Origin of the sequence: Pseudoalteromonas sp. DL-6 (genome assembly GCF_004328665.1) — a bacterium.
Taxonomy (GTDB): domain Bacteria; phylum Pseudomonadota; class Gammaproteobacteria; order Enterobacterales; family Alteromonadaceae; genus Pseudoalteromonas.
On the sequence record NZ_CP019771.1, the window covers coordinates 202,391 to 224,665 of the forward strand.

At 38.7% G+C, this 22,275-nt stretch carries 23 protein-coding genes; 8 read left to right on the forward strand and 15 right to left on the reverse strand.

Translation table 11 applies throughout. The annotated features are described in order from the left end of the window. The 6 genes from xni to ilvN all read left to right on the forward strand — a co-directional run bounded on the left by xni (position 1) and on the right by ilvN (position 6,781). Complete coding sequence (xni, locus tag B1F84_RS15990; RefSeq protein ID WP_131692056.1) at positions 1–774, forward strand: flap endonuclease Xni; 774 nt, start codon at positions 1–3, stop codon at positions 772–774. Positions 775–843: 69 nt separating this feature from the next. Further along, positions 844–1,239 carry a DUF3192 domain-containing protein gene (locus B1F84_RS15995; RefSeq protein ID WP_131692057.1) on the forward strand — a complete coding sequence of 132 codons (396 nt, stop codon included), beginning with the start codon at positions 844–846 and terminating at the stop codon, positions 1,237–1,239. Beyond that, positions 1,239–2,921, forward strand: coding sequence for a hypothetical protein (locus B1F84_RS16000; protein ID WP_131692058.1), 1,683 nt, complete (start codon positions 1,239–1,241; stop codon positions 2,919–2,921). The genes B1F84_RS15995 and B1F84_RS16000 overlap by 1 nt, the downstream gene beginning before the upstream one ends. Positions 2,922–3,100: 179 nt before the next feature. Further along, positions 3,101–4,108 (forward strand): isocitrate dehydrogenase, encoded by a 1,008-nt coding sequence (locus tag B1F84_RS16005; protein ID WP_008112567.1) that lies wholly within the window; start codon positions 3,101–3,103, stop codon positions 4,106–4,108. Positions 4,109–4,556: 448 nt separating this feature from the next. Next, positions 4,557–6,281, forward strand: coding sequence for an acetolactate synthase 3 large subunit (locus B1F84_RS16010; RefSeq protein ID WP_131692059.1), 1,725 nt, complete (start codon positions 4,557–4,559; stop codon positions 6,279–6,281). Beyond that, entirely contained in the window at positions 6,281–6,781 is a 501-nt protein-coding gene (gene ilvN / locus B1F84_RS16015; protein ID WP_008112561.1) for an acetolactate synthase small subunit, read from the forward strand. Before B1F84_RS16010 ends, ilvN begins: the two co-directional genes overlap by 1 nt. A 65-nt stretch (positions 6,782–6,846) precedes the next feature. Here the strand turns inward: ilvN and B1F84_RS16020 are convergent, their stop codons facing one another. From B1F84_RS16020 to B1F84_RS16090, 15 genes are all read right to left on the reverse strand, one after another. Beyond that, a complete protein-coding gene (locus B1F84_RS16020) occupies positions 6,847–7,122 on the reverse strand; it encodes an HU family DNA-binding protein (protein WP_008112559.1) in 276 nt (91 codons plus the stop codon). Positions 7,123–7,327: 205 nt separating this feature from the next. Next, complete coding sequence (locus B1F84_RS16025) at positions 7,328–7,870, reverse strand: DUF3833 domain-containing protein (RefSeq protein WP_008466623.1); 543 nt, start codon at positions 7,868–7,870, stop codon at positions 7,328–7,330. Between the two features lies 1 nt (position 7,871). Beyond that, positions 7,872–8,360, reverse strand: a complete 489-nt coding sequence (locus tag B1F84_RS16030) for a chalcone isomerase family protein (RefSeq protein ID WP_076919738.1) — start codon at positions 8,358–8,360, stop codon at positions 7,872–7,874. Positions 8,361–8,383: 23 nt separating this feature from the next. After that, positions 8,384–8,884: a DUF2878 domain-containing protein gene (locus B1F84_RS16035; protein WP_131692311.1), complete on the reverse strand. Its 501-nt coding sequence runs from the start codon at positions 8,882–8,884 to the stop codon at positions 8,384–8,386. Continuing rightward, positions 8,862–10,124 (reverse strand): cyclopropane-fatty-acyl-phospholipid synthase family protein, encoded by a 1,263-nt coding sequence (locus B1F84_RS16040; RefSeq protein WP_008112553.1) that lies wholly within the window; start codon positions 10,122–10,124, stop codon positions 8,862–8,864. Before B1F84_RS16040 ends, B1F84_RS16035 begins: the two co-directional genes overlap by 23 nt. A 49-nt stretch (positions 10,125–10,173) precedes the next feature. Then, positions 10,174–10,911, reverse strand: a complete 738-nt coding sequence (locus tag B1F84_RS16045) for a DUF1365 domain-containing protein (RefSeq protein ID WP_131692060.1) — start codon at positions 10,909–10,911, stop codon at positions 10,174–10,176. Next, complete coding sequence (locus B1F84_RS16050; RefSeq protein WP_131692061.1) at positions 10,904–12,157, reverse strand: FAD-dependent oxidoreductase; 1,254 nt, start codon at positions 12,155–12,157, stop codon at positions 10,904–10,906. Before B1F84_RS16050 ends, B1F84_RS16045 begins: the two co-directional genes overlap by 8 nt. Continuing rightward, positions 12,154–12,864: an SDR family NAD(P)-dependent oxidoreductase gene (locus B1F84_RS16055; RefSeq protein WP_075170210.1), complete on the reverse strand. Its 711-nt coding sequence runs from the start codon at positions 12,862–12,864 to the stop codon at positions 12,154–12,156. Before B1F84_RS16055 ends, B1F84_RS16050 begins: the two co-directional genes overlap by 4 nt. A 2-nt stretch (positions 12,865–12,866) precedes the next feature. Continuing rightward, positions 12,867–13,295, reverse strand: a complete 429-nt coding sequence (locus B1F84_RS16060) for a nuclear transport factor 2 family protein (protein ID WP_008466632.1) — start codon at positions 13,293–13,295, stop codon at positions 12,867–12,869. Between the two features lies 1 nt (position 13,296). Further along, the gene (gene phrB / locus B1F84_RS16065) at positions 13,297–14,691 is read right to left on the reverse strand and encodes a deoxyribodipyrimidine photo-lyase (RefSeq protein ID WP_131692062.1); all 1,395 of its coding nucleotides are present in this window, start codon (positions 14,689–14,691) and stop codon (positions 13,297–13,299) included. Beyond that, positions 14,691–15,644, reverse strand: a complete 954-nt coding sequence (locus B1F84_RS16070) for a DUF523 and DUF1722 domain-containing protein (protein ID WP_131692063.1) — start codon at positions 15,642–15,644, stop codon at positions 14,691–14,693. The genes phrB and B1F84_RS16070 overlap by 1 nt, the downstream gene beginning before the upstream one ends. Before the next feature lie 8 nt (positions 15,645–15,652). Then, a complete protein-coding gene (locus tag B1F84_RS16075) occupies positions 15,653–16,318 on the reverse strand; it encodes a ChrR family anti-sigma-E factor (RefSeq protein ID WP_008112543.1) in 666 nt (221 codons plus the stop codon). Next, positions 16,311–16,934 (reverse strand): sigma-70 family RNA polymerase sigma factor, encoded by a 624-nt coding sequence (locus tag B1F84_RS16080; RefSeq protein WP_008112542.1) that lies wholly within the window; start codon positions 16,932–16,934, stop codon positions 16,311–16,313. The genes B1F84_RS16075 and B1F84_RS16080 overlap by 8 nt, the downstream gene beginning before the upstream one ends. A 70-nt stretch (positions 16,935–17,004) precedes the next feature. Then, a complete protein-coding gene (locus B1F84_RS16085; RefSeq protein ID WP_036933580.1) occupies positions 17,005–17,583 on the reverse strand; it encodes an LON peptidase substrate-binding domain-containing protein in 579 nt (192 codons plus the stop codon). 229 nt (positions 17,584–17,812) lie between these two features. Further along, positions 17,813–18,091: a hypothetical protein gene (locus tag B1F84_RS16090; protein WP_008112538.1), complete on the reverse strand. Its 279-nt coding sequence runs from the start codon at positions 18,089–18,091 to the stop codon at positions 17,813–17,815. Positions 18,092–18,373: 282 nt separating this feature from the next. On the opposite strand from B1F84_RS16090, the gene B1F84_RS16095 reads away from it, so the two are divergent. Together B1F84_RS16095 and B1F84_RS16100 are read left to right on the forward strand one after the other, a co-directional pair. Further along, positions 18,374–19,003, forward strand: a complete 630-nt coding sequence (locus tag B1F84_RS16095) for a hemolysin III family protein (RefSeq protein WP_131692064.1) — start codon at positions 18,374–18,376, stop codon at positions 19,001–19,003. Between the two features lie 241 nt (positions 19,004–19,244). Continuing rightward, positions 19,245–22,274, forward strand: coding sequence for an EAL domain-containing protein (locus tag B1F84_RS16100; protein ID WP_240702037.1), 3,030 nt, complete (start codon positions 19,245–19,247; stop codon positions 22,272–22,274). Position 22,275 lies beyond the last annotated feature (1 nt).

Sequence of the window (22,275 nt, forward strand, 5' to 3'; positions counted from 1 at the left end):
TTGAATCCCCATTTACTCCTTATTGATGCGCTTAATTTAATTAGGCGCATTTATGCTGTTGATGCAAACCAAAGCCATCACAGCGACGAGCACATGCTAAAAGCCTGCTGTGCACGGGTTGCACATGCATGCAAAAAACTTTTAACGACCACTAATGCAACCCATGCAATTGCGGTTTTTGATGGTGACAAAAGCTGGCGTTACCACTTTTATAAAGACTACAAACATTCCCGTGCCCCCATGCCAGAGACCTTAAAAAACGCGTTACCCCATTTTAAAGCGGCCATTGAAGAAACCGGTATAGTGGTATTTGAACCGACTAACGATGAAGCTGACGATATTATTGCGACTTTAGCGCATAAAGCGGCTAATAATCAGATAAATAATACCATTGTCTCTACTGATAAAGGCTTTTTACCTCATTTAAATGAGCATATTGAAGTATACGATTACTTTAAAAAGCAACACCTCAATGAAGAACACATTCAAGAGCGCTTCGCCGTTGAGCAGCATAAACTCATCGACTTTTGGGCACTCGCAGGCGATAAAACCAATGACATTCCTGGTGTTAAAGGTATTGGTGTTAAATCCGCGCAGCAATTGGTTAATCAATATAGCTCTATTGAAGAAGCGCTAAATGATGAATCGTTAAATACGCGGCTACAAAAAAAGCTTAATGAAGATATGGATATGTTTGTTATTTCTAAGCAATTGGTGAGTTTGCGTACAGATATCCATTTAGGCTTTAGTTTAAAGCAGTTAAGGCTTAATTAGTCGCAAGTTAATAGCACTGTACACTTGCAATACGTATACTAGCGATAGCTATTTTGGTCTGGGTTGGCAATGTTTAAAAAGTTTATTAGGTATTTAATATTAGGATTAGGATTATACGCTCTAATAGCTACGTCAGTTATTATGTTCTATAAAGACGATCCACAAGCTATGATTTGGCAAGACAGAGAAGCTTTTAATAAACGCTATATCGAAAAATTGCGTTTAGAAGATACCTTTACGCTAAATGATGTGCTTGAATATTTAGGTAGCCCAGATTTAACCTATGCTAAGCGTGATGGCGAGCAAGTATGGCAGGTGGTTTTTTATCGTACTCAACACAAAACCTCAGACGGTATCACCACCATGGATGAATGTACTGGGTTATTATTTAAAAATGGCCAATTAATAATGTGGGGCCCAAGTGCTTATGAAAAATACCTTGAGCATAATGATGGGAAGATTTAATGGAAGCTCCACTGTCGGGTAAACTAAAAAAGCTATTCGAAAGCACGCAACTGCTTTTAAGCTCCCATAACAATAAAAGTCAGTGGCATACCTTCTACCCTCTTGTGTGTAAGCTTTCAGAGCAATACGCTGCATTATACAAACAAAACCCAGCGGCCTTGCAAGCTCAGTTAAATTTATATAAAACACATTATAGTTACGCAACCAATTTAGTGGTTAACCAATGTGTATTAACCTGTGCTTTGTGTAGTAGTCAAAACTACGACAACGATTTAACCGAGCTTTATATTAGTGCCTCATTAGTTGAACACCTTTGTGTTGCCAAACAATTAAATAAGTTAGCTCAACAGCAAACGTTTAACGAAGCCGATAAAAAAATGTGGCAGTTACGCCATAAACTTGCAGCCAAAGTATTATTAACGGCTAAACAACCCGCGCACCAAATTGCTCATATTTTGGCAAAATTAGGCAAATACAAACACGCATTATTAGATACACCTAAAATTATGCTTTATGACGGTGCCAGTGTGTTGGTTTCTTTAGCTAATATATTAGCACTTAACGTTACTTGTAATGAAAAACAACAGCACATAAATTTTTATAAAGCGGTCGCTGATTTATATATAAGAACTCCCAACTCATTTGCACAAACGTTATTAAAAGCGCTAGTTGCACACGTTGGACAATATGTACCTGGCAGCCAAGTCGTGTATGCCGACCAAGCTATGGTTTATTTAGCCACGGATACGCAAGGCCGACATATTATAGTTAATAACGCCAATACTAAAATGGCATGGTATCGTATTAAAGCGTCCTTAATGGATGACTCAAAAGCATGGGAATGCAATGATAACCGCTTATTTTTAAAAGTATGGGACAGTGAACATGTTAATATTCCACACAATGTACACTCTGCACAAGCACCCTTGTACCAATTAGTTAAACAAATAAAAACGCAAAAAGAATACAGCTTTAAAGCTTTGAACACCTTACTTACCCCCTACCCTGACGTTATAAAGTCAGTATGCTTAGCAGTAAAGCACTACAACAAAGAGCTATTACCTGCTAAAGATTTAAGACATAGTTTATCTATGGTAGGTTACGATAAAGCACCGGCTATTATTCAAGGGGTAGTGTTTCAACAATTGGTAAATAGTATTGCTCATCCTTTACATGCCTTTTTATGCACCCGTATTAGTTGTTTAGTAAATATTTTAGAGCTACTAGTAAAACATAATCCTCGCGTTCAAGGTGAGCGTGTTAGTTTAAGCTTATATGCTTACTTATATTATGTGTTGATACATTACAGCGCAGATGTTTCTAGAAAAATCACCATTGACAAAACACCGAGTAAATCGCTCGATACACCGTTTAGTGCATTTTTTGGTGTAAACAAAATAGATGCTCCTCATTTAAATAACGAGCTTAACGAATTACTTAGTGGCGATCCGTGGGCATCGGCTTTATTAAATGCTGAGCAACTCCCTAAAAAGCAGCTTAATGATGCCGGTCAATTATGGGCGGCATTAAAGGTAGTGGCACAGCGTATACTTCAACCTAACCTGCCATTAACAGCATGGCAACAGCAAATATTGAATCAACAACTTAGTCGCCATGGTTGGCAAAGTGAAGCCGATTTTAATCAATCGCTGCTGCGCTTAGGGTTACACAATAGTATTTAGCTGACTTATTACCACTATAACTTAAAGTTATACCCTGTATTCATACTATAAACTGGCAAAATGAGAGATAAATTGGTATAAATGCCGGCTAAAATTTAGTACCCCTGTCATATAAGTAGTCTAAACTCTGTTGAGTATTTTTATTTATGTGTGTATCCAAATCTTTAAAGGAAAAGTTCATGGCCAAACAAACCATAACAGTGATCAAAGGCGACGGCATCGGCCCAAGCATTATCGACTCAGCACTTGAAATACTAAAAGCCGCAGGATGCGATTTTGATTATGAATTTGTTGACGCTGGCCTTGCTGCGCTTGAGAAAACAGGCGAATTGCTTCCACAAGAAACAATTGACACAATTGCTAAGAATAAAATCACCTTAAAAGGTCCTTTAACCACGCCAGTAGGCGAAGGTTTTACATCTATCAACGTAACACTTCGTAAGCAATTTGGTCTATACGCCAATGTACGTCCGGTTAAATCGTTTGCCGGTACTAAAGCACGTTACGACGATATTGATATCATCACTATTCGTGAAAACACGCAAGGTATGTATTCAGGTGCAGGCCAAGTTGTATCTGAAGATGGCACCGAAGCTGAAGCAAAATCTGTGATCACTCGCGAAGGCGCAGAAAAAATTGTAACATTCGCATACGAACTAGCTGTACGTGAAGGCCGTAAAAAAGTAACGGCTGTACACAAAGCAAACATTTTAAAATCAACGTCTGGTTTATTCTTAAAAGTAGCGCGTGAAGTGGCTGAGCGTTACCCAGAAATTGAATCAACTGAAATGATTGTTGATGCAACATGTATGAAACTTGTAATGACTCCTGAAGAGTTTGACGTTATCGTTACAACGAACTTATTTGGCGATATTTTATCTGACTTATGTGCTGGCTTAGTAGGCGGTTTAGGCATGGCACCAGGAGCAAACATTGGTGAAGATGCTGCTATTTTTGAAGCTGTTCACGGTAGTGCACCTGATATTGCTGGTAAAAACCTTGCAAATCCTACGTCAGTGATTTTAGCCTCTATTCAAATGCTAGAGCATTTAAACATGGGCGATACAGCTGAACGTATTCGTAGCGCTGTTGCTGATGTAATTAAATCAGGCGACCGTACTACCCGCGATTTAGGCGGCAGCCACGGTACTACTGATTTCACACAATCAGTAATTGACCGTCTGTAATTAGTACTGTTAAATTAAAAAGCCAGCTAATGCTGGCTTTTTTTATGCCAGAAACACAGCATTTAAATTTCCCTCTGACCATCCCCAACCCTAAGTGAACACGCAAAACTGCATAATTTCTGCTTATAAAGTGAAAATAACTCACATTAAATAGATTATTAGATTAAAAAACATTTAAAAATGAATTTTTAATCCAAAAATCAGTTTAATGGGTTGACATGTGTGCACAAAAGCCTTAAAAATAACCACATACAAAAATTGTCATTTAAACAATATTTTATTTTAAAGAGCAAAAACACCATGAACACACAATTTCGTCTATTAGTCTTACTCGTACTGGTCTTAGTGATAAGCCCAGCGGGGATGTATTAAAAGGTGAAAATTGCTTTTTAAAACCCTCGCACTACGCGGGGGTTTTTTTTTGCATGTAATCAACAGAGGAATGAGGATGAGTAAACAAGAATATAATGGCTCTGAATTAGTTGTTAAGTCATTAAAAGAGCTTAAGGTTAAGTATATATTTGGTTACCCCGGTGGCTCAGTATTAGATTTATACGATGCACTATTTCAGCAGGACGATATTGAACACATTTTAGTACGCCATGAACAAGCGGCCACACACATGGCTGATGGCTACGCAAGAGCAACCGGTGAAGTAGGTGTTGTACTTGCTACATCAGGTCCCGGTGCAACAAACTGTGTAACAGGCATAGCAACTGCGTATATGGATTCAATTCCTATGGTGGTATTATCAGGTCAAGTGCCAACAAATCTTATTGGCGATGACGCGTTTCAAGAAACCGATATTGTTGGCTGCTCTCGCCCCATTGTAAAGCATAGCTTTAATTGTAGAAGCGCTATTGAAATACCTAATATTCTTGCCAAAGCCTTTTATATTGCCAGCACTGGCCGCCCAGGCCCGGTGGTAGTAGAACTTCCTAAAGACATGCTTAACCCAGAACTGACTTTTGCTTACAACTTCCCGCCAGCAACCGAACTTAGAACCTATAACCCTAATACCAAGGGTCACTCTAAACAAATTCGTAAAGCTGTTACTGCTATTTTAGAAGCGAAGAAACTGGTTATCTATTCTGGTGGCGGTATTGTGCTTTCAAACACCTCAGAGCAACTAACTCATTTAGTCGAATCACTTAATGCCCCTATTACCAACACGTTAATGGGGCTGGGCGGTATATCGGGCGTTCACCCTAACTTTATTGGTATGTTGGGTATGCACGGTACATTAGAAGCCAATAAAGCCATGGCCAATGCCGATGTTATTTTAGCACTTGGCGCACGATTCGATGATCGGGTTACTAATAATGTTCAAAAATTCTGTCCAAATGCCACTATTGTGCATGTAGATGTTGATCCAACCTCTATTTCTAAAACCATTAAATCACATATTCCTGTTGTTGGCTGTTTGGCAACGGTACTTGAGCAATTACAAACTGCCATAGATAACAGCCCAATTAAAATTGATCGCAGTGCACAAGAAGATTGGTGGCGACAAGTGATCAGCTGGCGTGAACAAAAATGCCTTAGTTACAATAGCGATGGTGACAAAATAAAACCTCAGGCAGTTATAGAGGCAATATATGAAGCGACCAACGGAGATGCTTATGTCAGCTCTGATGTTGGGCAACACCAAATGTTTGCCGCGCAGTATTACCCATTTAAACACCCTCGTCAATGGATCAACTCAGGCGGCCTAGGCACTATGGGCTTTGGTTTACCTGCAGCAATGGGCGTTAAACTGGCTTTTCCTGACAAAGAGTCTTTATGTGTAACTGGCGACGGCTCTATACAAATGAACATTCAAGAGCTATCAACCTGTTTACAGTATAACTTAGCAGTAAAGGTGATCTCCTTAAATAACCGCTCACTGGGGATGGTAAGACAATGGCAAGACATGATTTATGGCGGCAGACACTCTTCATCGTATATGGAATCTTTGCCTGATTTTGTAAAGCTTGTTGAAAGCTATGGCCATGTGGGTATCAGAGTAAACACCCTTGATGAGTTACAACCAGCGATAGACAAAGCCATGTCGATCACCGATAGATTGGTATTTTTAGATATTTTAGTAGACGAAAAAGAACATGTTTATCCGATGCAAATTAAGCACGGTGGCATAGATGAGATGTGGTTAAGAAAAGGAGTGAAGGCATAATGCGTCGTATATTATCTATATTATTAGAAAATGAACCCGGTGCGTTATCACGTATAGTGGGACTATTTTCTCAGCGAGCCTACAATATTGATAGCTTAACAGTGGGTACCACAGACGATGAATCACTTTCTCGCATTACGGTAACCACTAAGGGCGATGACAGAATTGTTGAACAAATAACAAAGCAAGTAAACAAGCTGGTCGATGTACTTAAAGTTATTGATTTAACCGACATGAGTCATATAGAGCGTGAACTACTATTAGTAAAAGTATTTGCCAAAGACGAAGCGACTCGTGCGGCAGTAACTCGTGTTGTTGATGTATTTCAAGGGGCTATTTTAGATATGGGTCGTCAAAGTTACAGCCTACAATTGGTAAGTAGCACCGATAAAATAGAGTCGTTCTTAGATACCTTACGCCACGAGACCGACATTATTGAAGTAGTCCGCTCAGGCGCAGTCGGCATTGGCCGAGGAGATAAGGCGCTTAAAGCTAAATAAGCGTTAAATTTACAACAAAAAAAAAGGGCTAAATAGCCCTTTTATTATATTTTATAAACCTATAATTATAGATTTACTTGGTCTTTAAGACCTTTACCTGGTTTAAAGCTTGGAATAGTCGCTGCTGAAATTTGGATTTCTGCACCCGTTTGTGGGTTACGACCCGTGCGTGCAGCACGTTCTTTAACTGAAAAAGTACCAAAACCAACTAATGCAACAGAGTTGCCTTCTTTTAATGAAGAAGTTACAGCGCCTGTGAATGCATCAAGTGCACGTGTAGCGGCTGCTTTAGAGATTTCTGCGTCAGTAGAGATTTTTTCAACTAGTTGAGCTTTGTTCATTATTAGATTCCTATTCGTTATTATTTTGCCTTCGCAAATCCTATCTTTATGCATTTTCGAAGAGTTAGCAACAGCAAATTACGATTTTTATCTAAAATACTAAAAAATTAGTAAAAATAGTAAAATTCACTGTAAAATACAGCGAGTTGAGTTAACAAAAGCTTAATTTAGGCACACTATTAGTGCAGCTTTGCACCTTAATGACTCACTCTACCTTTTCTATTACTAAGGTCACTTCCCCAACCTCAACACCAAACTTAACAATAGACGTACGGTTTATCAAGCGGGTATTTGTTACTAGGTACATCCAATCGTCAAAATTAACTTCCAACGAACTGCCATCGTAAGGGATCTCTACATTATAATTCCAATGAAACACACTGCCGTCACTTTCACCTGTGGCTATTCCTAAAACATCTGAGGCCGTTCCAGTTAAAGTGTTATCGTCGTTTAAGGTTATTTTCCAGATACGTTTTTGTGTTTCCCCATCATCGTAAACAAAATCTTCTTCAATAGTGCCCTTATTGCCATCCCACGTAGCGCTTAAATCCACAACAAGCTTACGAGTTAATTCACCTTTAAAGTCTTGTACAACGCCATAGGCTTTCAAATCGCCACTAAAGAAGGTCTTAAAATCGAAATTTGGTTCTGAACCTTTGTAATGTTCAACACTTGGGGCTGAACAACTGGCAATAAAAAAACTAACAGCCAATACCATGGCGACTTTAACGCGTTTTAGATTAATCATATTAAATCCCTAGTAGTTGATTTCTAATTGATGGTTCCGAGGTATTTTCACTTAACCAAATAGCTAAAAAATCTTCAGCAAACGTGGCATCATCAATACGGCCTATTTGGTTATCGTTATGAAAAAAAGTGCTGTGCCCTTGCTGATCAGTTAATAAAGTTAACGATTCACCTTTTTTAATATTTGGCCATATCGAGAGTAATTTATCTGCATAGCGAGCTGAAAGTTGAGGTTTGCCTAAATGTTGCCACTGTTCATTAGTCGCTTTTACAATGTCTTTAGCGTCAAAATCGCGCAAGTAGGTTAAGGTAAATTTAACAGGCGTTTGCTTGGCAGTATAAGTACCAGAGGGTGTGTAAAGCGTTGCATCATAAACATCCCAAAACAGATATTCCATGCGGGCTTCGCCCACCTTATTAAATTGGGTGTCAGCGTAAGCAACAGAGTTGAGTAAAGCATAGACCATAAGTAAATTTAAAAGCGTTTTCATCGTTACCTCCAAGCAGTATCATTTTATTGCTTAACAAACGCGCCTATTTTACCGTTTATAAATAAAATAAGGGTAAATGTTGCAGCCCATAAAGCACCGTAAAGTGGCCAAAACTGCCACAGTGGCATCCCTAATTCTAGTACATCAAATCGCGAACCAGCCCAATAACTGCCTGGCGCGAATAACAAACACACACAAAATGCTTGCCACGGTTTAAGCTTAGTTAGAAACGACATTGAGGTGTTAATACACAGCACTAATGCGATCCATAAAAACACCAGCCATAATGGAAACGGATCAACTTTAAACTCAAATAGCCCTAACTGAACCGCAATAAACTCACACAATAGAGCCAATGGCAGGGCTTTAAAAACCAGTAAAGCATCTTGTTTTTTTTGTGCTGATAAGTAAAACATCAACGCTATGACTACAGCAGAAAAAACTAATGAGTCCTGTTCAAGTAGCAGGCACATAAACCACACTACCTGAAACAGCACAAAGTTAATAAGCGAGTGCAATCTCATCATTACTACTCGTAAAGCGGGGTTTGCGTGCCATTAAATGCACAGTACTGGTGGCTCGAGTTCTGAATGCCCCCTCACAATAGGCAAGGTAAAATAGCCATAAGCGATAGAAACGATCATCAAACTTATCGCTATCAAGCTCTGGCCAGCTGGCAATAAAACGCTCACGCCAATCGGCAAGAGTGCGGGCATAATGAGCACCAATATCATTGATGGTGTGGATATTCATATCGGTGTTATTTTTAATTTGTTCACTCATTTCATTAAGCGAAGGCAAACACCCACCAGGGAAAATATACTGTTGTATAAAGTCTGAATTTTTTAAGTAATGTTGATAACGCTGATCGCTAATCGTAATTGCTTGAATAAGCATGGCACCGTCATCTTTTAATAACTCACCACACTTGGTAAAGAAGCTAGGTAAGTAGTCATGACCTACTGCCTCAATCATCTCTATTGAGACCAGCTTATCGTATTTTCCAGTCAATAGACGGTAGTCTTGTTTGAGCAAAGTGATTTTGCTTTCGAGTCCAAGCTGTTTAACTTTGTTAGCAACATAGTCGTGTTGTTCATCAGAAATAGTGGTGGTGGTTACATGACAGTCATAATGAGTTGCGGCATAAATGGCAAATGCCCCCCACCCTGTACCAATTTCAATAACTGTGTCACCTTGCTGTAACTCAACTTGTTCGCATATACGTTGAAGTTTGTATTGCTGCGCTTGTTCAAGAGTGGCGTCTTTGCTTGGGTAGACCGCGCTCGAATATAGCATTTCTTTACTTAAGAAAGACTCATATAAGTCGTTGCCTAAGTCATAGTGAGCAACAATATTCTTTTTTGAACCTGCATGAGAGTTTTTGTTTTTTATATGGTTTATACGGTGGGCGATATTGCTAAAGAACGCAAATTTCTTTTCAAACGCATCTAACTGATCTTGGTTAATCGCAAAAATTTCGATTAAGCGGGTTAAATTATCACATTGCCATTGCCCTAAAATGTAAGACTCGCCCGCACCCACGCTACCAGAAAGAGCGAACGCTTTATACATGGCATTGTCGTTAACGGTGACAGTAACTTTCAGCTCTGAAGACGCATCTCCAAATACAGACTGCTGATTATTCTCAACCAACACTATCTGCCCCGTTTCAATTGACGAGAACGCTTTAAACACTAACTTTTTATATAAATTAGTAAACCAACTGGTGCGTTCCTGAACGCGTAAGCTCGATACCTTTTCCATATACTTACCTATATTATTGTTATTACTTATAAAACAACATAAATTAAATTTAAAATTTGCCTGAATGACCTAAAAATGGGACTTTTTTAACAAACAATTTAAATGCCTGATAGTAAATACCTCTAAAAATAGACCATGTCATCGCAGGAAATCGCTTCAACAGCTTGCTCATTTGAACATTGCACAATGGTTGGCGCTGCAACCTTAATGAAGCGTCAAAAAGCAGTTCTTCATCGCGCTTATTTTCTATACGTATCAGTATATTGTCTTTCTTTTGACGTACTGTCCAATGATAGTTCATATCTAGATTCATAAAAGGTGATACGGAAAATACTTTCTTAAAGTTCACTTTTTTTTGTAGTGGAACCAAGTAGTAATGTCGCTCATTCCATGGAGTATTACTCACCTCAGCAACCATGTAGCTAAATTCATTATCTTGATGACCAAAGAAATAAAAGTTTACAGGACTGAAATAAATGCCCAAGCAGCGTAATTGCCCTAGCAGGTATACATGGCTAAATTTTTCATCTACGCCTAGCTGGGCTAGCTGCGCATGGGCACGCTCTATAATGGGCTGATGTTGACTATCGGGTAACCCCTTTAAATAATCAGATTGCTCAAACTTTAATGCTTTAAATCCTGAAGTACCGAGCTGTTTGTGGACGCCATTGAGCGCGTGAGTATTATTTAAATTAACCCACATCATATAAAGTGGGTAATTAAACGCATGGTGTTTTACAGCAAAACGGCGATGCTTAACATCGCCTAAATACACTGCATTAGTCAAACTCTACTCCAAGTTGCTTTGCAACATCGACGGCACTGCGTACGCCATCTTCATGAAAGCCGTTATACCAATAGGCACCACAAAAATAGGTATTGTTTTGACCATCAACTGTATTTTTCAGTTGTTGAGCAGCTATTGACTGTTGATTAAACACGGGGTGGTGATAGGTAAATTCACGTAAAATCTTACTTTGGTTGATCCCTTCTAAGTGATTTAAAGTGACACAAAATTGGGTATCAGACTCTATCCCTTGCAGTATGTTCATTTGATACGTAACCACAGCGGCTTTGTCGGTATTATTATTTAGTAAATAATTCCAACTCGCCCACGCAGCTTTCCTATCTGGTAATAATGATACATCTGTATGTAACACCACCGAATTCTCTGTGTATGGGATAGCACCCAACACTTTGCTTTCTTGCTCGCAGGCATCACCAAGTAACGCTAACGCTTGATCTGAATGACACGCGAAAATAACTTTATCAAACACAGCTTGCTCACCATCAGCAAAAGTAATTGTTGCACCCTGCTCATCTCTGGTAACCGATTTTATGTGAGTGTTTAGTTGTATTTTATCAGCAAAGCCGGCGATCAGAGGTTTGATGTATTCACGAGAACCACCCGGAATAACATACCATTGTGGACGATTAGTAATATCTAATAAACCGTGATTAAAAAAGAATTTTACAAAAAATTCCACGCCCACGTTTTCCATCTCTTTAATACTAGTAGACCAAATAGCTGCACCCATTGGCAAAATGTAGTGGTATTTAAAGAAGTCATTAAAGCGATGCTGTTTTAGCAACTCACCGAGTGATTGCTCAGTGTATTGGTCTTTTTCATACAAAGCCTTACACAGTTTGTTAAAACGCACGATATCGTATAACAAACGCCAAAACTTAGGTCTAACTATGTTTCTACGCTGAGCAAACAAACTTGTAAATGTATGCCCATTGTACTCAAAGCCCGTAGCTTCGTTGTGAACGCTAAAGCTCATTTGTGTTGGTTTACGTTTTACACCGATGCGCTCAAGCAGCTTTTCAAAGTAAGGATATGTTCTATCGTTAAATACAATAAAACCGGTATCAACCGCATAGTTGATACCACTGTGATTTACATCTACCGTGGCAGTGTGGCCACCAATATAATCATTCTTTTCAAATAGAGTGACATCATAATGCTTGTGCAATAGGTGTCCGCAGGTTAAACCTGATACGCCAGTCCCAATTATTGCTATTTTTTTCAACGGGTTAATCCTTTTGCAATTTTAAGCCAAAGCGAAAGTGGCAATATTCGCAATGCTTTTAATATAAGTGTGAAACGATACGGAAAATGAACTTCTTTACGACGCTTTTTAACGCCTTTTATAATGTAATCAGCCGCTTTTTCAGCGCTAACAGCCATAGGCATAGGAAAATCATTTTTATCAGTAAGCGGGGTTTTTACAAAACCAGGATGGACTAGTGTTACATCAACATCATTTAAATCCACTGCCAAGGTTTTAGCTAAATAACTCACGCCCGCCTTTGATGCGCCATAAGCTTCTGACCGAGGTAAAGGTAAGTAAGTAACACTCGAACTAACCATCACTAACTGGCCGCCTGATGTTATTTTAGGTAGTAGTGCTTCTAAGCAATAACCCATAGAGAGTAAGTTAACATTGATAACACGCTCAAAAAGGGCACTATCAAAATTACGAGCATCATCAACATACTCGCAATTACCAGCGTTAAGAATAACACGGTCAAATTGTGGGTAACCTAGGGTCGCAGCTTTAATATCTTGCAAGTTAGTTGCATCAAATTGGCAGGTTTCTATGTTGTTATGTTTTGCAAGTTCAGCGAGCTTTTGCGTATTTCGTCCACACGCAATGACTGTGTCGCCCTGCTCAGCATACTTTATTGCAAGTTGTTCACCTATACCTGATGTTGCACCTGTAATAAGCGTAATCATAATTAACCAGCCCTTTTATCAATAAAATTAATAATGTTGCCCAGTAATGGAATATGCTTATACAAAAGCTCTCCAGCGTTAAAGTAATCACGGTGATTAATAATTTTTTCACCTTCGAAAACGAGTTTACTGTGCCCTTGCACTGAAATTGTATTACCTGCATTAAGTTTTGGGTGAGAATAATGCATTGTCCAGTATACAAATGCATTATTATCGTTGGTAAATGAATCGGTTATGTCAAATCGACAATGCTTAACATTACTATATAAACCACAAAAATAATGTCTTAAATCTTCAAGGCCATTAATCTCATGCAGCGGATCTATAAAGTGAATGTTTTGAGCGTAAATTTCAGTTAATAAGTCCAGGTTATCTTTATCAAGCTTTTGATATATTTCTACAAATTTATCGACTGATAATTGGTTATCCATATCACACCTTAAATGCAGCTAAAGCCCTCGCTCGTGCCGCTTTATGATCAACAATTGCCGGCCAGTAACAGTGTTCATTTTGCCCCGTTGCTGCTAAGTAAGTATGTGGGAAATGAATGTGTTTATCTGGCACTTTTTCTAATTCAGGCAGATATTTACGAATAAAATCACCACTTGGATCAAAGCGTTCACTTTGGGTGATAGGATTGAATACTCTAAAATAAGGTTGAGCGTCACATCCGGTACTTGCAGCCCATTGCCAGCCGCCATTGTTTGAGGCTAAATCGCCATCAATAAGATGCTGCATAAAAAACTGCTCGCCTTTACGCCAATCAATCAGTAGATGTTTAGTTAAAAAACTTGCAACCACCATTCTCAAACGATTATGCATCCAGCCTGTTTGCAAAAGCTGTTCCATAGCTGCATCAACAAGCGGATAACCCGTGCGACCTTCGCACCATTGCTTAAAATCAGCGTCACTGTCACGCCAACGCACACTATCGTACTTTTCGTTAAAGTTAGCACCGCGTGATAATTTAGGAAATTCGGCAATTAAATGTTTATAGAATTCCCGCCAAATGAGTTCGTTAACCCAGGTAAACGTTTTACTTTTAGAAGTAGTGAGTATATCGGGATAATGTTGTTGTATATTAACCATTAATTGCTTACTACTAACAACCCCTAGGGCTAAGTAGGGGCTTAAACCCGAGGTTCCTTTTACGCTTGGTATGTCACGTACATCATCATAACTTGCTAATTTATCGTGAATAAAATTATCAACTACGGTTGATAAGGTCTCATCGTCGACAGGCCATTTTTTTGAGCTTTCATCACCACTTAGTAACTCACATGGTTCGATTTCTATCGGCTCTTCAGATAACGGCCACTGCAATAAACTAAAATGTGTATCTTGATACTGCTTTAACCACGCGCGTTTGAACGGTGTAAATACTTTATACATTTCATTATTTTGAGTACGCACACTGCCTACGGGAGCAATTATTTCACCCTCGTATAAAGTAAACGTTATTTGCTGTTGATCGCACTGTTCTCGAATCGCTTTGTCCCTATTAAACTCATTAAGCTCGTACTCAGTATTGGCTATAATATGTTTAATCTCATGCTGCTGACAAAAATCGAGAAGTTTAGTTTGGCAATCGGCAAAAAGAGGAGCGTTTATTACATGTAAATTAACGCCGTATTTGGCAAGTTTTTCGCGAATATAACTCACTCTGCGTTTAAGTAAGTCAATTTGAATGGCTGCGGTATTATGCTCTGCCCATTGTTTTTCGCACACAAAAAAAATGGCGTGTTTAGCACCATTATTTAACGCTTCAATAAGCGCTTCGTTAGAAAAAAGGCGCAAATCGCGCCTAAACCAAAATAGTGTTTTCATTACAAACCGTAACGTAACTTAAGTTCATTAGGATAAGGGTTAAAGTAAATTTGCTTGCTTAAATACTCATTTGGATGAACCTTTAAATGGTGTTTAAGCAAAGTCAGTGGTACATAAAGCGGCACTAAACCCTGGCGATATTCTTCAATCGCTTCACGCATTTCTTCTTTTTCGATTTTTGATAAATCTTTTTTGAAGTATCCTTGTAAATGCATTAGCGTATTTGAATTATTTTTTCTTGAAGCAGGTCGTTTAAGCGCTGTCATTAAACCCAGAATGTACTCATCGGCGAGTGCATTTACGTCATCACCTACAAACGTACCAAGTAAGTGACCTAAATCACGGTAAGCCTGATAGTTATGAGCCATTAACAAGTATTTGTATTGAGCATGAAACTGAGTAAGGCGATGAACTGTAACAGGCTCTTTAACGAGTTGCTGCCAGTTATGCAACGTATAAACACGCATTACAAAGTTCTCGCGTAAATGAACATCATTTAAGCGGCCATTTTCTTCACAAGGTAATAAAGGATTATGCTTCATAATCTGTTCAGCAAAAAAACCAATTCCCTCAGACGTGTTACCCGTTCCTGCCTCATTGTATATTTTGACGCGTTCCATGCCACAGCTTGGACTCTTTGCACAAAAAACGAACCCGCTAAGATGTCCTGCTTGTTCTGTGGCTATTTTTTTACCATATTCTGTCAGTTGAGGGCCAACATCACCGGTTCCATCTGGTCGACACACTTTAATAGTATCAGCAGTTCTTACTTGACGAATTGTCGGGCGAGGTATGGGTAAACCTACAGCAACCTCAGGACAATACATTTTATATTCAACATGCTTGGCCAGCTCTTCCATACAAAAATTGGATTTTTTATGACCACTGTCAAATCTAACCTTTTCGCCTGCTAAGCAGGCACTAATGCCTATTTTTATTGTATCTGTTTGCATATATTCTCTTAATAGATCAAGCCACCAATTGGATTAAGTAACTTGCTAAGTCCTTTATTGAAATGTAGCGCACTGCTAACAACAGTAAAGCACAAACATCCCTCTTTTGTTAGGGGAGTATGTTGGTGACGGCCATCTTGCCAAATAAAATCACCAGGCACATAACTACCCTCTTCGTCTGTAAATTCACCATCAAGAAGTAGGGTAACCTCAAATCCAGTATGCGTATGCTCTGGAATTTCTCCACCAGCATCTATATGTAACAAACTTGAACGTAAATGACCATCATCAAGCGCTATACGAGAACGCGCAAGCTTACCCACTTGAGTAAATTTGCCATGCGAAATACGTGTAAGAGCCCTCGGTAAGCTGTAGTTATGTTCGTTAACGCTAATACTAACCGGTTCAACAGAATATACTTCATCAATCGAGTCATCGGCAGTGATCATATCAAGTAAACTTGATTCAATTATATCGTCTGTTTGTTCAACAGTTGTCACATCCATATTGTCACTAAAAACTGCATGCGCATTACTTGCCTCAAGTTTTTCAACTTTTGCTTGGCACACAGGGCACATATCAACATGTATTGATACTGCAAGGCTAAGTGATGCTGGAAGTGTTGCTGCACAGTATTGTGTCAGTAGTGTTTCACTCGGGTGATGTTTAATCATGCTGATCTCCCATTTCATTACGTAATTTCTGCAAGGCTAAACGTAATCGTGATTTTACCGTGCCTACTGGAATGTTTAATTGTTGAGCAAGCTGCTCTTGCGACATATCTTGAAAATAAACACCGCGTACCACTTCTCTTTGCGCTTGTGGCAATTTATCTAGGTAACGCTTTATTTGTTGATCTTCAAGGTGGTCACTATACTCGTGGTTTGTATCTTCAGATTCGTTCAATAACGGCCAGATATCTTCGCTTATGTTTTCTTCTTTGTTACTTTTCATTTTACGAAGCATATCAAAAGAAGCATTACGCATTACTGTGTAAACCCATGTAGTAGCCGCACCCTTGTCGCTATTATACAGGTGGGCTTTACGCCACACTGACGTAAGTGTTTCTTGCACTAATTCCATTGCTTGGGCTTCTACACCAAACTGCTTTATGCCAAAGCGTTTGATTTTTGGTGCGAAATACTCAAACAAGTACGCGAATGATTTTTTATCGCGAGATTGAGCAACATTAACTAATGCTTCCCTGAGTTCCGTACTTGGCGTTTCTGGCATGGCAGCGTACTTACCTGTGTTAGGTTCACAACGTAGTGATTGTTGTTGACTTACCATAGTAAAATGTCCCGTTATTGCTTTAGTAGATACCATTACGAGCAAAGATTATAAGCGGATCATAATTATTTTAGGCAAATTCGTTATTAATCACAGTATGGAGGAAACTGAGCAAGTTATCAAAGTTAGTCTCAAATGCAAGTTGTTGTTTTTTCTCTATAGAAATGGGGAGTAATTCAAGCCATCGTGCAACAATCCACGTGAGCTGATTAAATTTGGTAGTTTTGTACAGCGATTGCAAATCGGGGTTATTTGCAAAGACTTCTTCCAGTGCCACTTGTAAAAGGTGGTGCTGACCAATTTCGTGGTTATCTTTGTTATACCAATACGGTGTGTTGCAAGCGGATACATCACCGTGGCGAAGTTCCTGCTCATCTTGATACACGTTATCTATTTGTACACTTTTCGATGCAAAAACATCAATCAATAGCATACCGCTTTCGTCTTGATCAAAGTCAATCACATCCATTAAGCAACCTTGGGCACTTATGTTCAAAGGGGTGTCATGCTCAAACGTACATAAAACAAAACCGCTACTGGTTTTTAATGCGTTTTTTACCATCGTTAAATAACGAGGCTCAAATATGCGTAATCGCGTATAGCCTTCAGGTAGTATAAATATAGGTAATGGGAAAATCGCACGTTTCATAAAGTCTACTTCTTTCAAACACTCTGCCTTTATTTACGTGCGCTTTATTCAAGTCGATCAGCTTTAGTTACATCGATTGCTTTACAGGGTAAATGCATCTACTAATTTAACCTCGTTCCCACATTTTTTATCATGTAAACCAAGTAATAAACACTTAGTATACTTGCCACAGGCGCCAACATAATGGCTAATAGTTCGAACTCACTGTTCATTACTTTATTCCCTTTTTTTACTGCTTTGGTTGTGCTTTTACTACACGTTGTTTTTCATCCATGTTGTTATTATTAACTACAGGATTAGTTTCAAGTAAGCCATCAAGGATGAGCTGCGCATCAAAAGAAACGGCTTCCTTAACTGACTTTTCAAGCTCATTGCTTGCTTGTGATACATAAGTAGACACTGTTTTAGTTAGCATATCTGTAATATTTAAATCGACTTCTGTCGCGTTAACCTGAGTTGAGCCTAATACAAGTAAGCTAGCGATTGTCATGTTGATTGAAGTTTTCATAATGGTATTCCTTGTTTGTTTATTGGTTAGTACACTTAGTTACTATCAAGGGCTATGCCATAAAGAAAAAAATAGTTAAGTTATTGTTTTTAAATTAAATAAAATAATAAAAATGAAAAACTTAAAATCTAAATTAGTAAATTTGACCAACAATTTAAAAAATAAAACCAAATAATAGTGTGTTTGTTAATGCTCAGTAAATTAAGGGAGTTATTTCTCAATTGAAAATTCTAGCGTACACGCGTACACTGAAAACAATCTAGTTAAGTGGTAGGATCTGTTATGTCTGTTGAAGCCCCCTATTCTAAAAAAGAAGAGCTGTTAAATGTTATTAGTCATGCTTTAGGTATTGTATTTGCTGCTTTTGTTTTTTGGGATTTAGTTAAACAAACTAACAGTGTTAAAAGTTATGCAAGTACTTTGATATATGGCAGTAGCTTATTTATTTTATTTTTATCTTCAACGCTTTATCACGCCAGTGTGCGCCCTAGGTTGAGAGCGTTTTACAAAAAATGTGATCATTGCGCCATCTATTTATTGATTGCAGGCACCTACACGCCCTTTTTGTTGCTGTCGTTATCTGGGCTCTGGTCTTGGGCTACCTTAGTCTTTATCTGGGCGGTAGCGTTTGCAGGCATCGCTTATAAACTACTGGTTAAAAATGGCAATAAAAAGGTGTCGCTGGCTACCTATTTATTAATGGGGTGGTTTGCATTGGCCATTGTATATCCACTTTATTTACACGTGCCTATCAATGCACTTTACTGGCTATTAGCTGGCGGCGTATTTTATAGTGTAGGTACTGTGTTTTACAGCGCTAAAAGTACTCAATATAGCCATGCTATTTGGCACCTCTTTGTTATTGGTGGATGCGTCAGCCATTACATTGCCATTACCCGCTATGTGTATTAAGCAACAATACACATAGTCTTTTTAAATATCCCCTCATTACCTGCGTTTTTAACTAATACCCTGCAAATGTACTTATTAATAACAAAGTATAACAAAATCTATCTCATGATCTAAAACCTGTTTGCTATACTGTTTCTAGGAACTTAAAACGCCATTGATTTAAATGGACGCGGCTCATACCAAATCGCTTAATTAAGTATTATTGCGGGTTGGTATCAAACAACGCTAGGTGTTATTAATATTGTCATTATCTAAAACACGCCCACAAATATTAAGCTTGTTTATCTATGCAAGACTGGTGTTGATCACTTTTTTAATGTCAACGCTTGCCGCTGTGTATTCAATTTACTTACTTGATCAATACATTTATCAGCAGAAGCAAATCTCTATTAGAGAGGTTTCAGGTAGTTACGTAAACCACATTAGAAATAACCTAAATCAAGCGCTTTCTGCCGCCTACCCAATTGCGGCCTTAATTCGTACTCAAAATGGTAAAACAGAAGGCTTTGAAGAGCTTGCATCTGAAATGTTAGCGCTCTACCCTGGCCTTGCAGCTTTACAGCTTCACAAAAACGGTATCCTTACACACGTAGTGCCACTCAAAGGCAATGAAAGCGCCATAGGAAATAATGTATTAGAAAATCCACTGCGAACTCAAGAGGCCTTTTTGGCCAAAAAAACCGGGAAATTAACCCTTGCAGGGCCGTTTGAGTTATTTCAAGGAGGAATGGGGGCTGCTGCTAGGTTACCTGTCTATCTTGACACTCAAGACGGTAATAAGTTTTGGGGGTTTGCTACTGCGCTTATACGCTTTCCTGATATTCTCCAAAGCGTTAACTTAGCACAACTGCCACAGGCAGGTATTGGCTATGAGCTTTCAAAAGTCATGCCCAATACAAATGATGTGCAAATTATTGTTACCTCAAAAAACCAAAAAATAAAAAATACTGTCGACTTTAATATACAAGTACCAAATGGGGTTTGGGTATTTAAAACTTATCCTATCAATGGCTGGAAAGATAGTAGCATGCTGTTATTTGGTGTTGCCATTGCAACCCTGTTCATCTTTTTAACCACAGTCACTGCTTATTTAGTGACTCGCTTAAGAGCCAGTCACCTAAAACTAGAAAAAAAAGTAACGCAACGTACTCATGCACTACAAAATAATATTAAAGCACTTACCGATACCGAAAGACGGCTTCTTCTGAGTCAAAAAGTAGGTGGAATTGCGACTTGGGAATGGGATATAAAAACCAATATAATCCGTTTTTCTGAACATGGTATTAGATTAATAAACGGCAATGTTAAACAACTAGAAATGACTAAAAATGAATACCTGGCCATTATTTACCCTGATGATCGTGCCGATATCATAAAAAATATAGAACAGTGCATTGACGATGCAAAGGAATATAATGTTGATCATCGTATTGTTAATAAACGTGGCAAAATTCGTTGGTTTAATACCAAAGGAACACTCGTAAGAGATAATCAAGGTAGTGCAGTCACTATGTTGGGTGTATCAATCGATATTACTGAGAGAAAGTTAATTGAAGAAAAGCTGCACTTATCCTCACGCGTATTTAGAGATACCCATGAAGGCATTATCATTACCGATGTAAATCGTCATATTGTTGATGTTAACCCTGCTTTTTGTCGGATAACTGGTTATAGCCATGAAGAGGTCATTGGTCGCACCCCTGCATTTTTAAACTCAGGTAAACAATCAGACTCTTTCTATAAGGATATGTGGCTACAATTAAATAAGTTTGGCCATTGGCAAGGGGAGATTTGGAATTGCAAAAAAAATGGTGAATTATATGCAGAGCTACTCACTATTTCTGTGTTAACAGATGATAACGACGTTACCTTTTATTTAGGGATATTTACCGATATAACCCAAGCTAAACGCCAACAAGAGCAACTTAGCCGGATTGCTCATTATGATTTATTAACTAACTTGCCAAACCGTGTGCTGCTTGCCGATAGGCTTAGCCAAACTATGTTGCAATGCCGTCGTCATAACAATTCATTGGCTGTGGTGTTTCTAGATTTAGATGGATTTAAACAAGTAAATGACTCACATGGCCATGATATTGGCGATAAGTTACTTGTTGCAATTTCTATCCGTTTAAAAGATGCACTGCGTGAAGGTGATAGCTTAGCCCGTATTGGTGGCGATGAATTTGTTGGCGTATTAACTAATCTAGAATCAATTGCCGATTGCGTTCCTGTGCTCGAGCGGCTATTAGCTGCAGCAGCTAAACCGGTGACAGTGAATGACATTGTCTTAAATGTTTCTGCCAGTATTGGGGTGACCGTATACCCTGAAGATAATTTTGATGCCGATCAACTAATGCGCCATGCAGATCAAGCCATGTATATAGCTAAACAAATGGGCAAAAACCGCTATCACTTATTTGATACTAGCCAAGGTGATACCGTTAAGACACAGCAAAAAGGCATAACGCTTATTCGTGAGGCCTTAGCTAACAATTGGTTTGTACTTTATTATCAACCTAAGGTTGATATGCGAACCGGCGATATGATTGGCGTAGAGGCGTTAATACGCTTGCAACATCCCGAGCGTGGCTTACTAAGCCCTATCGAGTTTTTACCAGCCATTGAAAACAATCAACTAATGATAGACGTTGGCGAGTGGGTTATTGATACCGCCTTGACTCAAATTAATCAATGGCAATCATTAACGCCAAGTTTAACTATAAAAGTGAGTGTTAATGTTGCTGCAGTACAATTACAACAACCTGAATTTACTTCAAAGTTAACTGAATTACTATTGGCGCACCCACAAGTGAATGCAACCAATTTAGAGCTAGAAGTGCTAGAAACCAGTGCACTGAGCGATGTGACCCATGTATCTAAAACTATGCAAGATTGTAAAGCGTTAGGGGTTGATTTTTCGTTGGATGATTTTGGTACCGGTTACTCCTCACTCACATACTTGAGACGTTTACCTGCAAGCTTAATAAAGATAGATCAAAGCTTCATTAGAGATATGCTGGAAGATTCAGACGACTTAGCAATAGTAAAAGGCGTTATTGCACTGGCTAAATCATTTAAACGCAAGGTAATTGCTGAGGGGGTAGAAACGCCTGAGCATGCAGCAACTCTTATGCTTCTTGGCTGTCATTTAGCACAAGGTTATGGCATTGCCAAACCCATGAAAGCTGAGGATATTCCTATTTGGTTAAACGAATGGACTGCTGATGAAATTTGGGCTTTAACTGACTTACATAAAATGGATAGTTAGT

Coding starts and splice junctions, on each gene's coding strand:
- B1F84_RS16080 (WP_008112542.1), bottom strand. CDS start 16,934: ATGGTAAGTCAACAACAATCACTACGTTGTGAACCTAACACAGGTAAG.
- B1F84_RS16010 (WP_131692059.1), top strand. CDS start 4,557: ATGAGTAAACAAGAATATAATGGCTCTGAATTAGTTGTTAAGTCATTA.
- B1F84_RS16060 (WP_008466632.1), bottom strand. CDS start 13,295: ATGGATAACCAATTATCAGTCGATAAATTTGTAGAAATATATCAAAAG.
- B1F84_RS16035 (WP_131692311.1), bottom strand. CDS start 8,884: ATGAGATTGCACTCGCTTATTAACTTTGTGCTGTTTCAGGTAGTGTGG.
- B1F84_RS16000 (WP_131692058.1), top strand. CDS start 1,239: ATGGAAGCTCCACTGTCGGGTAAACTAAAAAAGCTATTCGAAAGCACG.
- B1F84_RS16030 (WP_076919738.1), bottom strand. CDS start 8,360: ATGAAAACGCTTTTAAATTTACTTATGGTCTATGCTTTACTCAACTCT.
- B1F84_RS16020 (WP_008112559.1), bottom strand. CDS start 7,122: ATGAACAAAGCTCAACTAGTTGAAAAAATCTCTACTGACGCAGAAATC.
- B1F84_RS16075 (WP_008112543.1), bottom strand. CDS start 16,318: ATGATTAAACATCACCCGAGTGAAACACTACTGACACAATACTGTGCA.
- B1F84_RS16070 (WP_131692063.1), bottom strand. CDS start 15,644: ATGCAAACAGATACAATAAAAATAGGCATTAGTGCCTGCTTAGCAGGC.
- ilvN (WP_008112561.1), top strand. CDS start 6,281: ATGCGTCGTATATTATCTATATTATTAGAAAATGAACCCGGTGCGTTA.
- B1F84_RS16085 (WP_036933580.1), bottom strand. CDS start 17,583: ATGAAACGTGCGATTTTCCCATTACCTATATTTATACTACCTGAAGGC.
- B1F84_RS16025 (WP_008466623.1), bottom strand. CDS start 7,870: ATGATTAATCTAAAACGCGTTAAAGTCGCCATGGTATTGGCTGTTAGT.
- B1F84_RS16040 (WP_008112553.1), bottom strand. CDS start 10,124: ATGGAAAAGGTATCGAGCTTACGCGTTCAGGAACGCACCAGTTGGTTT.
- B1F84_RS16055 (WP_075170210.1), bottom strand. CDS start 12,864: ATGATTACGCTTATTACAGGTGCAACATCAGGTATAGGTGAACAACTT.
- B1F84_RS16090 (WP_008112538.1), bottom strand. CDS start 18,091: ATGAAAACTTCAATCAACATGACAATCGCTAGCTTACTTGTATTAGGC.
- phrB (WP_131692062.1), bottom strand. CDS start 14,691: ATGAAAACACTATTTTGGTTTAGGCGCGATTTGCGCCTTTTTTCTAAC.
- B1F84_RS16095 (WP_131692064.1), top strand. CDS start 18,374: ATGTCTGTTGAAGCCCCCTATTCTAAAAAAGAAGAGCTGTTAAATGTT.
- B1F84_RS16005 (WP_008112567.1), top strand. CDS start 3,101: ATGGCCAAACAAACCATAACAGTGATCAAAGGCGACGGCATCGGCCCA.
- B1F84_RS15995 (WP_131692057.1), top strand. CDS start 844: ATGTTTAAAAAGTTTATTAGGTATTTAATATTAGGATTAGGATTATAC.